Genomic DNA, 14,238 nt, shown 5'->3' with positions numbered 1-14,238 from the left:
AAACATAAACTTTAGATTTAAGGAATAATACAGCATAAATAATGGTAAAAAACCTATAATATGATTGAATGAAAGCGCTTTGAAAACAAATCAAAAAAACTTTATACTTTGTGAAAGATTTCACTATACAAGGTGGAAATGATGTGATAAGATAAATGTGTAGAGAAAAACAACCTAAAAATTGACAGGAGGACGAGGGAGATGGCAGTTAAGAACGAAGTCGCCGCCCAAGTTAAACAAACTACCGCTGAAGAGTATATTCAGACTTTGGTGGATAAAGCGAAAAAAGCACATGAGGCATTCATGGCGCTGGATCAAGAGCAAGTTGACACAATCGTTCATGCAATGGCGTTGGCTGGACTCGACAAACATATGTACCTCGCTAAATTGGCTGTAGAAGAAACTGGCCGCGGGGTTTACGAAGACAAAATTACTAAAAACATCTTCTCGACAGAATATATCTGGCACGGAATTAAATACGATAAAACAGTAGGCGTTATTGAAGACAATGCTTATGAAAGCTTCCAAAAAATTGCTGAGCCCGTCGGAATTGTAATGGGTATCACACCGGTAACCAACCCTACATCCACCACGATGTTTAAAGCGTTGATTTCGATTAAGACACGGAACCCTATTATATTCGGTTTTCACCCATCTGCGCAAGAGTGTAGTGCAGCAGCTGCTAGAATTCTTCATGATGCGGCTGTAAAAGCTGGCGCACCTGAGAATTGTATCCAATGGATTGAAATGCCAACGATGGACAAAACAAACGCTTTGATGAACAACCCTGACGTTGCACTTATTCTTGCAACTGGCGGTTCTGCAATGGTAAAAGCAGCTTATAGCTGTGGTAAACCAGCTCTTGGCGTAGGTCCTGGTAACGTACCTGCATTCATCGAAAAGAGCGCGGATATCGATCAAGCCGTAACGGACATCATTCTTTCCAAAACATTTGATAATGGTATGATCTGTGCTTCCGAGCAAGCTGTTATTATCGAAGAACCAATCTTCGATCAAGTGAAAAAGAAAATGATCGCTAATGGCTGCTACTTTGTTAACAAAGAAGAAGCTGCCAAACTTACTAGCGGCGCTATGAACGTTGATAAATGTGCGGTTAATCCAGCAATCGTTGGACAATCCGCAGTGAAAATTGCTGAAATGTGCGGCATTCAAGTTCCTGCCGGCACTAAGATTCTGGTAGCAGAACTTGAAGGTGTAGGCACTAAATATCCATTGTCCGCTGAAAAATTGAGTCCTGTGCTTGCTTGCTACAAAGTTAAAAACGCAGATCAAGGTATTGAACGCGCAGCACAAGTTGTTGAATTTGGTGGTATGGGCCATAGTTCGGCTATCCACTCCAACAACGAAGAAGTAATCATGAAGTTCTCTAACCGTCTGCAAACAGGACGTATTCTCGTTAACTCGCCTTCCACTCATGGTGCGATCGGCGATATCTATAACACTAACATCCCTTCGTTGACGCTGGGCTGCGGATCTTATGGTCGTAACTCCGTGTCGCAAAACGTTACAGCAATCAATTTGATCAACGTGAAAAGGGTGAATCGTCGTACCGTGAATATGCAATGGTTTAAAGTACCTGACAAGATCTATTTCGAAAAAGGCGCTACTCAGTACCTGACCAAAATGCCTGATATCACACGTGTCGCAATTATCACTGACCCAATGATGGTTAAGCTTGGATATGTTGAGAGAGTTGAACATTACCTGCGTCAACGCCAAACTCCTGTAGCGATCGAAGTGTTCTCGGAAGTTGAACCAGATCCATCGACAACTACAGTTGAAAAAGGTACAGCAATGATGAACAGATTCCAACCGGACTGCATCATCGCACTTGGTGGTGGTTCCCCAATGGATGCTGCAAAAGGAATGTGGTTATTCTATGAACATCCAGACGCAGACTTTAATGGTCTGAAACAAAAATTCATGGATATCCGTAAACGGGTTTACAAATTCCCTAAACTTGGAAACAAAGCTAAGTTTGTAGCGATTCCAACTACTTCGGGTACAGGTTCGGAAGTAACATCTTTCGCAGTTATTACCGATAAAACAACTGAACAACACACTAAATATCCTTTGGCTGACTACGAGCTAACTCCAGACGTAGCTATCATTGATCCAGAGTTCGTATACAGCTTGCCAAAAACTGCTGTAGCTGATACAGGTATGGACGTATTGACACATGCCATCGAAGCTTATGTATCTGTTATGGCGAGTGACTACACGGATGGTCTGGCAATTAAAGCAATCCAATTGGTATTCCAATACCTTGAAAAATCGGCTCTTGAAGGCGACAGAGTTGCCCGTGAAAAAATGCATAACGCATCAACACTTGCTGGTATGGCCTTTGCTAATGCTTTCCTGGGTATTAACCACAGCTTGGCGCATAAATGGGGCGGTCAATATCACACTGCTCACGGTCGTACTAATGCGATCCTTATGCCACACGTTATTCGTTACAATGCTAAGAAACCTACGAAGTTCGCTTCGTTCCCTAAATATTCACACTTCGTAGCTGACGAGCGTTATGCAGAAATCGCCCGTATTCTGGGATTGCCAGCTCGCACAACTGAAGAAGGTGTAACTAGCCTGATCAATGCTATTCGCGACATGAACAAAAAACTGGGTATCGAAGAATCCTTCCAACAATTGGGCTTTGATCCTAAGGATTTTGAATCCCATGTAGATTACTTGGCTGACCGTGCATTTGAAGATCAATGTACAACTGCCAATCCTAAGCTGCCGCTGGTATCTGAACTCGCAGATGTATATCGTAATGCTTTCTACGGAAGATTTGATAATTAATATTTGGTTAAGTAGATAATAGGATGGTTGTGGATTAGATATAAGTGACAAATATCACCGGAAAGGTGATATTTGTCACAGTCTATTTATAGAAAATAAACTAAAATGTTTATATAAACAACGGTCCCATATATGGAACAATGATTGTGAATTTTCGAACAACCATATTTTTCTTGGGATCACGAGACACGGGATCAACCTTCAAGCCCGCGATCTCTACAAATATAATATAAATATAGATGGAGGGATTTAGCATGTCGGTGATTGAAAAAGATGTACAAGAAGTGAAATCCGGTTGGAGAAGTTTTGCAAAAGGTAAATGGTCCAGAAAAGTTGACGTTAACAACTTTATCGCAAGCAACATTAAGCCTTATGAAGGAAACGAAGAATTCCTCGTAGGACCTACTAGTAACACAACTGAACTGTGGAAGATTATTTCCCAATTGAGCAAGGAAGAAAGAGAAAGAGGCGGCGTATGGGATGTTTCCCTAGATACTGTCTCCACAATCACTTCACATGCACCAGGCTACATTGACAAGGACAAGGAACAAATTGTAGGCGTACAGACTGATGCTCCTTTCAAACGTTCCATCCAGCCATTCGGCGGGATCAAGATGATGGTTGATGCTACGAAGGCTTATGGCTTCGAGCTTCCACAAAACATCGTTGACATGTTTACGAACATTCGCAAAACGCATAACCAAGGCGTATTTGATGCATATACACCAGACATGAGAGCTGTGCGTAAATCCGGCGTAATTACAGGTCTTCCTGATGCTTACGGCCGCGGACGCATCATCGGCGACTACCGCCGCATTGCTCTGTACGGTATTGATTTCCTCATTAAAGACAAAAAACAACAACAAACTGAGCTTGAAGTAGATTCCATGACTGAAGATATCATTCGTTTGCGTGAAGAGCTGTCCGAGCAAATTCGTGCACTTGGCGAATTGAAAGAAATGGCAGCTGCTCATGGTATGGATATTTCCAGACCGGCGACCAACTTCAAAGAAGCTACTCAATGGGTATACTTCGGATATCTGGCAGCAGTTAAAGAGCAAAATGGTGCGGCGATGTCCCTGGGCCGTGTGTCCTCTTTCCTGGACATCTATGCAGAACGCGATATTGCTGAAGGTACTTTGACTGAAGAACAAGTACAAGAAATCGTCGATCATTTCGTAATGAAACTGCGTATCGTGAAATTCTTGCGTACACCTGACTATAATGATCTGTTCTCCGGCGACCCAACATGGGTAACTGAATCCATCGGTGGTATGGCTGAAGACGGAACAACTCGTGTTACTAAGAACAGCTTCCGTTTCTTGAACACCCTGTACAACTTGGGTCCAGCTCCGGAACCAAACTTAACTGTACTGTGGTCCGAAAAATTGCCTGAAGCCTTCAAAAAATATTGTGCTAAGGTTTCCATCGAAACTAGTGCAATTCAGTATGAAAATGACGATGTAATGCGTCCATACTGGGGTGAAGATTATGCGATTGCTTGCTGCGTATCTCCAATGCGTATCGGTAAACAAATGCAGTTCTTCGGTGCTCGTGCCAACCTGGCAAAAGCATTACTGTATGCTATCAATGGTGGTGTAGATGAAAAATCCGGAGCACAAGTTGGACCGGAATTCCCAGCGATCACTTCTGAATATCTGGATTATGACGAAGTAATGAAACGTTTCAAACCGATGATGGAGTGGTTGGCTAAGACTTATGTTAACACTTTGAACATCATTCACTATATGCATGACAAATATTCTTACGAACGTATCGAAATGGCGCTGCATGACCGTGACATTCTGCGTACGATGGCTTGTGGTATTGCTGGGCTGTCCGTTGCAGCTGACTCACTAAGCGCAATTAAATACGCCAAAGTAAAACCTATTCGTAACGAACAAGGTATTGCGATCGATTTCGAAACCGAAGGCGAATTCCCTTGCTACGGTAACAATGACGATGCTGTTGACAGCATCGCAGTAGAATTGGTTGAAACCTTCATGACTATGATCCGTAAAAACAAAACATATCGTGATTCTGTGCCGACTCAATCGGTACTGACCATTACTTCGAATGTAGTGTACGGTAAGAAGACAGGTACTACACCTGACGGACGTAAGAAAGGTGAACCTTTCGCACCAGGTGCTAACCCAATGCACGGACGTGACAAGAAAGGCGCCTTGGCTTCCCTGAACTCTGTAGCTAAACTGCCTTACTCCGATGCACAAGATGGTATCTCTAATACGTTCTCCATCGTACCTAAGGCACTTGGTAAAGACGAGGATTCCCGTAAGTCTAACCTGGTACACATGATGGATGGATACTTCCATAACAACGCTCAGCATTTGAATGTTAACGTATTTAACCGTGAACAGCTGATGGACGCTATGGAGCACCCAGAGAACTATCCACAATTGACTATCCGTGTATCCGGTTATGCAGTTAACTTCATCAAGCTGACTCGTGAACAACAAATGGATGTAATCAACCGTACATTCCACGGTTCGATGTAATTTGTTCCTGTCATGAAGATCTTTGAATTAGTACTACTATTGAAATAATTGCAAGGAAGATACCGCCCTTGTCTCAAGGGCGGTAATATCTTGTTTGAGAATTGTTAAAATTTTAAATTTTATTGCCGCGATATAGGGATATGACAGTCTCAAGGACAGGGATCTTCATCGTTGAAAAAGGGACTGTTAGTCTGGCGTGGCGAAAGGATGACATCCTATGATTAAAGGTCGCATACATTCTTTGGAAACCTTTGGAACCGTTGATGGACCTGGTATTCGATTTGTCTTATTTATGCAAGGCTGCTTGCTGAAATGTCAGTATTGCCATAACCCTGATACATGGGCTTTAGATGAAGGTAAAGAAATGACTCTAGAAGAAGTGCTTTCGGAAATCGAGCCATATATAAACTACTATCGTTCATCCGGTGGCGGGTTAACTGTATCCGGTGGAGAACCAACCTTGCAGGCGCAATTTGTAAAGCAGTTATTTACGGAAGTGAAGAAGCGTTGGAATTTGCACACCACATTAGACAGTAATGGTTACAACGAAGGTGACAAGATTAATGACTTATTGGATGTAACAGATTTGGTTATGCTTGATCTGAAGCATATTGATGAAGAAGCGCATATCAAATTAACCGGTAAATCCAATGATCGAACTTTGAAGCTTGCACGCTGGCTCTCAGACCATAATCGTAAGATGTGGATCCGACATGTATATGTTCCTGGTATTCATGATCGTGAAGAGGATCTCATTAACTTAGGTCGTTATATTGGAACCTTAAATGGCGTCGAGAAATTCGAAATCTTACCTTATCATCAGATGGGTATCTATAAATGGGAAATGCTCGGCAAAGCTTATGAACTGGATGGAGTACCTTCTCCAACAGAAGAAGAAGTGCAACGGGCATACCGCTTGGTCGAAGAAGGTCGTAAGCAAACGGCATTGGTATAATAGAAATCTATTTTTAAGAGAGACCGTACCCTCAGTGGTTGATCATCACTGAAGGTGCGGTTTTTTGTTATGAGGAAGTAAAAAGGGAGGGGTTAAAGCTCCTCTGAGGGGGAATTTTATATTATTTCTAATAAAGACATGCTATAGTTACACGTGGTTTATGGGGTAGATAATAAATGAATATGTCAGGTAATATGACTAATTTGATATTTTAATTAAATGTTTTTAAAGAAAAACAAACTTTTGTGATGAGAAAAACAAATAAATAAAGCGATTTAACATTTTAATGTTATAAAATATAACTTATCATGTAGTTGATTCCGCTTACATTAGAGATTTTTATCCCTATAGTGGATGAATCTTAACCTTACGATAATGAAGTCTGTTTTCTATAATAAGAAGTGTAAAGCACATCAATATATAGGGAGGGTCACAAGAAATGAAAAAAAGTATGACTTTGCTATTGTCCCTGATTTTCGTATCATCAGCTTTACTGACTGGTTGCGGAGGCAACAACAATGCGTCTTCTAACAAAGGAGATGGAAACGCTACCGCGACTAACTCAGCCGCTACAAATGCTCCAGCAACAGAAGAACCGGTAAATAACGAGCCATTTGAAATGACGATTCGTCACACTCAAATCGGTGCAGACAAGCAGAAACGTCTGGCTATTCTCGAAGAAGTAGTTAACAAAGTACAAGAGGATGTACCGGGTCTGACCTTTAAACTCGATGGGGTAGATTCAGATGTAAACCGTAAAGAAAAATTGCGTGGTGAAATGGCTGCGGGTAATCCACCGGAAATCTTCGATCTGTTCGGTAGCCCTGACTCCAAGATCTATGCTAAAGAAGGTAAATTACTTGACCTGACTCCAATCCTTGAGGAACTTGGAATTAAGGATAAATTCTCAAATCTTGATCCTTTCACTTATGAAGGAAAAATCTATGGATTGCCAATCGGTGGTTCTGGTGAAGGTTTCTTCTATAACAAAGAATACTATACAAGCAAGGGCTGGAAGGCTCCAACAACATTTGCTGAATTGGAACAACAATTGGCTGATATCAAGGCTGATGGAAAAGTACCTTTGGCTGGTGCATCCAAAGCTGGTTGGGTACCACTTATGTTAGCTAACCACCTGTGGTCACGTTATGCAGGTCCGGATGTAACTGCTAAATTTGCAACAGGCGAAGCTAAATGGTCTGATCCAAATGTAGTAAAAGGATTTGCGAAATACAAAGAATGGGTTGACAAAGGCTACTTCAAAAAAGGCGAACTTGGCTTTGAATATGCTGAATACACAACACAATTCACTAGTGGTGAAGCGATCCTGCTGTATGATGGTACTTGGAAATCTTCCGTATTTAAAACGGGCCAATCTGGCGAAGGTTTGATCGGTAAAGTTGGATTCTTCAACATCCCAGCAGTTGAAGGCGGAGCGGGTGACCAAACTGCATTGATGCGCGATGTGAACAATGGTTATGGTTTCTCTGCATCTGCTGAGAAAGATCCACGTCAATTGGCTGCTGTGAAATCTTTTATTAAAAACTTATTTAATGAAGAAATGCAATTGCGCGGACTTGTTGAAGATGGTGTATTGCCAGCAATGAAGATTGACCAAAACGTATTGAATGAGAATATTACTGATGATCTGATGAGCGAAATCGTAGGTGTACTTAACAACTCACAATCTTCGTTCCCAGCATTTGACTCTCTTGTTCAAGCTGATGTAACTACAGAAATCAGTAACATTCAAATTCAAAAACTGATTGGCGATCAGACGACTCCTGAGAAAATGGGCGAAGCTTTGCAAAAGGTACAAGAAGAAGCAAACGCAGCAGTTGAATAAATAGCTGCAAACTGAATGTACCCTGGTGCTAAATCCAGGGTACATTTTTAAAATCAAAGAAAATATGTGTTTGCACTTGATCTGAAGCATTCACTATTCGCCAGATGTCAAAGCAACCGGAGGTAGTCATGAATAAAGCATTAAGAAATCCAGTGGTATTTTTCCTTTTCGTTCTTCCAGCATTGATATTGTTCACGATGTTTTTCATTTACCCCATTTTTAGTTCTATTTATTACAGCTTTACTAGTTGGAACGGTGTATCGGAGACGGTTAAATCAGCCGGATTAAGTAATTATGAGAAAGCACTAGGAGATGAACGATTCTGGATATCCGTTAAAAACAACGGTTGGTTTATTCTTTTCTCCGTATGTATACAGGTACCGTTGATCGTATTCTTCTCGTTATTAATTTCTAATGTGAAGAAGTTAAAGGGCTTATATAAGACAGCAGTCTTTATGCCTTCCATTATGTCTACAGCGGTTATCGGTATTCTCTGGGGGTTTATCTATGAGCCCAACATTGGACTTTTTAATAAGCTCCTTAGTCTAGTAGGAATTAATCCTATTTACTGGCTGTCAGATGAAAGATTTGCAATGCTTTCTATTTTGTTGACGAATGCTTGGCAGTGGACTGGATTTTATATCGTTATGGTCCTAGCGGCGATTCTAGCTATTCCTGGTGAATTGGATGAAGCTGCAGCCATTGACGGCGCAACTGGATTTCAACGCGCTACTCGTATCACGCTCCCACTAATCGTACCGATCATCTCGGTTGTAATTATGCTATCCATTGCTGGAGCAATGAAAGCTGCGGATATCGTCATCGTTATGACTAAGGGGGGACCTGCAGGTTCAACCGATGTAATGGCAACATACATGATTAAATATGCGATCACGAACTTTAAGTATGGATACGGAAATGCCATCGCTGTCCTGATCTTTGCATTTACACTGGTGGTTACAGTCCTTTATCAGCTGCTGATTGCACGTCGTACAGAAAGGATTGAATACTGATGCCACGCGCCCTGAAAAAGAGTCTGCCACATATTGCCCTTTTATTCTATTTGTTAGTGATCCTGTTTCCTTTCCTATTCGTATTATTCTCATCTGTGAAAAAGGATAATAATGAGATTGCGCTTAATCCTTTTGGCATCCCCAAGGAATTCGTCTTCAATAACTACGTGGAGGCTTGGGTAAATGCCAAGATTAGTACTTACTTTTTCAACAGTTTGTACATTTCGATCCTTGCCTCTGTAGTGTCCATTCTGCTTGCGTCTATGTTTGCTTTTGCGGTTACGCGGATGCGTCAGGGGAAATGGAATACTATTTTGTTCTCACTGGTTTTAGTAGGAATGCTCATCCCGAATAATGCTTTAATGCTGCCGATTTATACGATTGTACGTAAGTTAGGAATACTGAACACCCACTGGGCGTTGATCATTCCTTATATCGCCAATGCGATTCCATTTACCATCATTATTTTAGCAGCATTTATGCGAAATTTACCTAGAGAAATAGAAGAAGCTGCGGTCATGGATGGCTTGAAGGCACCGGGTATCTTTGCTAGAATTATTGTACCTCTAACGGTTCCGGCTATGGTTACGGTATTCATTGTTAATTTCCTGGGAAATTGGAACGAGTTCTTGCTAGCTAACTACTTCCTGTCGAATGACGAGCTGCGAACGCTTCCAGTAGGTATGGTCCAATTCCGGGATCAATACCAGATGAACTATGCACAAATGTCAGCCGGTATCGTCTTCAGCGTACTGCCGGTAATTATCATTTATGCAATTCTTCAGGAGAAGATTATTGAAGGTGTAACAGCGGGCGGCGTAAAAGGATAACTTTATTCTCAGTCAGGAGCACTAGCCGATGAATTTGCGCTATAAATTATTTACGGCATTTTTGGGCCTGATTATCATTCCTTTATTTATTCTAGGCATGCTTATGTTTTTTGTGACTTATAATTCTATTGAAAAAAAGTACAGCCAGCAGTCGGAATACTCACTTAAAGCGATTAGTTACAGTATTTCTAATGTATTAAAAGATATGGATAACGTTACAGACAACGGAATTGCTACCTCGGTGTTTCATATGGCCCTTAGTGCAGATGATCCTAACAACCAGGATTTGACTGATGCTGAGCAACTGAATCTGAATGCGAGCCAGCGCAATTTCCGTAGTCTGTTGTTTAATCATCCATCGATCAGTTATGCATTTTTGTACAATTTTAACGGTAGAGGTAACTCTGAAATCGTGTCGCTTTTTAACAAGGAAAATTTCCGAACGCTACCCTATGATACATTCAAAAAAAGTGATCTGTACCAGGAAGTTATGGACTTAAATGGTGTGCCGAAATGGCTGGCTCCTCACGAGTATCCCGAGCTTACGGGTACTGAACCTGTGTTTACACAAATTCGGCTAGTGAAGGAATTGAGCTTCTTTCAGAACATAGGTATCCTAGTTGTGCAGATCAAGAATTGGGAGTTCGAATCCATATTTCGCAATTTAAAAATTGGGGATAGCAATCAGGATGTTTCCTTTATGCTTGTAAATGATGATGGAATGATTCTTTTTGACCCAGATCAAAAGCTGGATGGACAGGACTTCCAGTCTTTCGCGGATAAAGAGATTACCTTTAAAAAAGGGTTTCAGAGTTTCAAAACAGAGTACAACGGGGAGAAAAGCATTCTTTCCATGTATCATTTGAAGGACTATCCATGGAGTCTGGTATCTGTGACTTCTTGGGATACGTTGTCTCACGAAGTTACAGTATTTGCTCGCTGGTTCGTCGCTGTGATTTTCCTTTGCTTATTGGCAGCTGTGATCTTCAATTTATTTTTTATGAACCGGATTACCGGCGGCATCGCCGTCATTGTTCGTTTTATGCGCCGGGTTGAAGACGGAGATCTGACCACTAGGGTAGAAGTTAAAGGGAATGATGAGCTAACGCTGCTTGCTAAGGGTTTTAATGATCTTATGGATAAAATCAATGGATTGTTTAACAGAATTCATGTGGAGCAGCGTCGCAAGAATCAAGCTGAGATGCGTGTTCTGCAGGCACAGATTAAACCACATTTTTTATTCAATACATTAGAATCAATCAATGTTCTCGCTATACAGAATGAAGGCAAAAAAGTTAGTGAGATGGTCTACAGGCTGGCCAGTATTTTGCGAATCAGCATTCAGGATCGGGAAGAGATTACACTGGATGAAGAAGTTAAACATTTACGCAATTATTTGGATATACAAAAATTCCGCTTTGAAGATTTGTTCGAATACGAGATCGATATTCCGAATGAATTGATGAGTTGCGGTATCCTTAAACTCACTTTACAACCGCTTGTAGAGAACAGCATTCAACATGGATTTGAGGGCATTGATTACAAAGGTCATGTTTCTGTGAAAGTTTGGGAGAAGCAGGGGGATTTGATTTTACGTATTGAAGATAATGGTATTGGTATTACACCTTCTCAGTTGGCTATTTTTCAATATATTGTGAATGATCCTGTGGAGCAAGAAGTTAAGGCTGAACGGGATAACCGGATGAATCTTGAACGCAGAGGTCTTGGTATTCGCAGTGTAGCAGATCGCATCCGCATTGAATACGGTGACAGGTACGGAATATTTATCTGTTCTAGTCCAGGTCATGGTACTATTATCCAATGTGTCATACCTAAATACGAGCAGGGGGAAGATCATTATGCTAAAAGTATTATTGGTTGATGACGAAGCCCCAATTCTGAATAATCTGAACAGGGTGTTGTCTTGGCAGGAGATGGGGATGGAGGTTGTCGGTATGGCGCGAAGCGGAATGGATGCTTTGCGTATTGCCGAGGAGAAACAGCCTGATCTTGTGTTATGTGACATCCGTATGCCAGTGATGGACGGGTTAACTTTTATCGGTAAGTTGCGGGAGATGGGATTGGATAGCGAGGTGCTGCTTCTTACCGGATATCAGGAGTTTGATTATGCACGGGAAGCGATTCGGCTAGGTGTTAAAGAGTATATTTGTAAGCCGATACATTATGAAGAGCTTGGCAATAAGGTACGGGAGATTGGGGCTAAGATCCGTAGTAAGCAGTTTAAGAATAAACTGTATAATAGCATTCCAATTTTTCAGGAAATCCCTGAAGGTGAAGATGATTCTGGCAAAAAAACACCGGATCAGCTGATGAACCAAGCAGCTAAGTACATCACAGAACATCTCCATTCTGATATTGGGATTGAGGAAGTGGCGAATAAGATCGGGATTAGTGGCAGTTATTTCTGTCTCTTATTTAAGAATCGTTTTGCTATGACCTTCGTGGAATACGTGACCCTACAACGAATTGAAGCTGCTAAGTTTATGCTAACTAACAGTGATAAGAGTATTACGATGATTGGCTCGGGAGTTGGCTATCAGGAGCGGCGTTATTTTACCAAGGTATTTCAGAAGCAGACAGGAATGTCGCCTAAGGAGTATCGCGACCGATGCCGGACCGAAGTGCAGTGAGGTTAGCTGCTGAGTGGTGAGGTTAGCGTCGCTCCAAGGAATGTTTGGACTTCCGGTCGCTGTTATCCTCAGATTTCTTGATTAGAAACCGCTATTAGCGGTTGAAATCCGAGGATAAAGGCGAACGCTACGCTCCTACAGTTCCAAACTTCCTCTCCGTTCCTTCTCCCTCACCCCTCTTCGTAGTATAGGGGCCGTCCCACACCTACGGATGTGGGCCTCTCTGGGAACACAAGGAACGATTGCCTAGTTAATTTAAGGCAGGAATTATCGATCAGTCCTTAGCTGTGATGAAGAGAAAAGATTATCAACCAGCCCTTGGCTGTGATGAAGAGAAAAGATTATCAACCAGCCTTTGGCTGTGATAAATGCGATTAAGGTACATAAGCTATGATTAATTAAATTTTTTGCCTCTATTAGAGGCTGAAGAGATGGTTTTCCTCGATTTTCGAGGATAATCGTCTCTTTTTTTATAGAAATATAATATGTTCCCTATACTCCCATAAATTATCATATGTTTTAATTAGAGTGTAAGGAGGATACACAAAACGTTAGGCAAGCAAGAGTAATTGGGGCTTAAGAATGGGATGATGGAGAATGGGGGAACCAAAAATGAGTGTGACGAATCCTTCCGTCAGCTTGTCAGAAGTAAAGAAACCAGGCAGGGGAAGAACGCCGAATTTTCTTAGAGTAATGAAGAAATATTGGGTGTTCTATTTGATGATGTTACCTGCGATAGTGATTCTAATCATCAATAACTACATACCGATGTTAGGAACGGTAATTGCATTTAAGGATATCAATTACCAAAAAGGGATTCTAGGTAGTGATTGGGTCGGGTTAGCGAACTTCAAATATTTAATCTCGACGGAGACGGCCTGGATCATTACGAGGAATACGTTATTGTATAATACAGCGTTTATTATACTGACGCTATTTTTTTCGCTGGCTTTCGCAATTATGTTTAATGAAATGCGCAGCAGATGGCTATCGAAATTCCATCAAAGCGCTATGTTTCTCCCTTATTTTCTCTCTTGGGTCGTCGTAAGTTACTTAGTATACGGCTTTCTGAGTGCAGAGCATGGGTTCATGAACAAGACATTACTCCCGTTCTTTGGGGTAGATCCTATCGAATGGTATTCACAGTCCAAATATTGGCCTGGGATTCTAGTAATCGTGAAGATATGGAAAGAGATTGGGTATACAACGGTTATTTATATGGCCGCTATTATTGGAATAGATAATGAATATTATGAGGCTGCACTTATTGATGGAGCTTCTAAATGGAAGCAGATTCGAAAAATCACACTGCCGCTAATCAGCCCAGTTATTATAGTAATGACGCTGCTGCAGATAGGCAGGATTTTTAACGCAGACTTCGGATTATTCTTTCAGGTTACGAGAAATGCAGGAGCGTTATACTCGACGACGCAGGTTATCGACACATATGTATATCAAACCTTCCTCGCAATCGGTGATATAGGAATGTCTTCAGCCGCGGGTCTCGTTCAATCTGTTGTAGGATTTCTATTGATTTTCTTAGCGAATCTAGCAGTGCGGCGAATCAGTAAAGATGATGCTTTATTCTAAAGGGAGGTGGGAGT

9 protein-coding genes are annotated in these 14,238 nt (G+C 41.4%); all 9 read left to right on the top strand.

What is annotated here, in order from left to right:
- The first annotated feature begins 201 nt into the window (after positions 1–201).
- The gene (gene adhE / locus NSQ55_RS21660; RefSeq protein ID WP_036682925.1) at positions 202–2,823 is read left to right on the top strand and encodes a bifunctional acetaldehyde-CoA/alcohol dehydrogenase; all 2,622 of its coding nucleotides are present in this window, start codon (positions 202–204) and stop codon (positions 2,821–2,823) included.
- Between the two features lie 254 nt (positions 2,824–3,077).
- Positions 3,078–5,339, top strand: a complete 2,262-nt coding sequence (pflB, locus tag NSQ55_RS21655; protein WP_076184179.1) for a formate C-acetyltransferase — start codon at positions 3,078–3,080, stop codon at positions 5,337–5,339.
- 217 nt (positions 5,340–5,556) lie between these two features.
- Positions 5,557–6,294, top strand: coding sequence for a pyruvate formate-lyase-activating protein (gene pflA / locus NSQ55_RS21650; protein ID WP_036682920.1), 738 nt, complete (start codon positions 5,557–5,559; stop codon positions 6,292–6,294).
- Between the two features lie 439 nt (positions 6,295–6,733).
- Positions 6,734–8,140 (top strand): extracellular solute-binding protein, encoded by a 1,407-nt coding sequence (locus tag NSQ55_RS21645; RefSeq protein ID WP_076129628.1) that lies wholly within the window; start codon positions 6,734–6,736, stop codon positions 8,138–8,140.
- A 128-nt stretch (positions 8,141–8,268) separates the two neighbouring features.
- Positions 8,269–9,153 (top strand): sugar ABC transporter permease, encoded by an 885-nt coding sequence (locus tag NSQ55_RS21640; RefSeq protein ID WP_036682917.1) that lies wholly within the window; start codon positions 8,269–8,271, stop codon positions 9,151–9,153.
- Complete coding sequence (locus NSQ55_RS21635) at positions 9,153–9,983, top strand: carbohydrate ABC transporter permease (protein WP_036682912.1); 831 nt, start codon at positions 9,153–9,155, stop codon at positions 9,981–9,983. Before NSQ55_RS21640 ends, NSQ55_RS21635 begins: the two co-directional genes overlap by 1 nt.
- A gap of 28 nt (positions 9,984–10,011) precedes the next feature.
- Positions 10,012–11,865 (top strand): sensor histidine kinase, encoded by a 1,854-nt coding sequence (locus NSQ55_RS21630; protein WP_076129629.1) that lies wholly within the window; start codon positions 10,012–10,014, stop codon positions 11,863–11,865.
- A complete protein-coding gene (locus NSQ55_RS21625) occupies positions 11,843–12,634 on the top strand; it encodes a response regulator (RefSeq protein WP_339169041.1) in 792 nt (263 codons plus the stop codon). The genes NSQ55_RS21630 and NSQ55_RS21625 overlap by 23 nt, the downstream gene beginning before the upstream one ends.
- Before the next feature lie 597 nt (positions 12,635–13,231).
- Positions 13,232–14,224: an ABC transporter permease subunit gene (locus NSQ55_RS21620; protein WP_305953563.1), complete on the top strand. Its 993-nt coding sequence runs from the start codon at positions 13,232–13,234 to the stop codon at positions 14,222–14,224.
- The last annotated feature ends 14 nt before the right edge of the window (positions 14,225–14,238 follow it).

The organism is Paenibacillus sp. FSL H7-0943 (assembly GCF_037963265.1).
GTDB lineage: Bacteria > Bacillota > Bacilli > Paenibacillales > Paenibacillaceae > Paenibacillus_AQ > Paenibacillus_AQ odorifer.
This window is presented reverse-complemented; position numbering and strand designations above follow the sequence as displayed.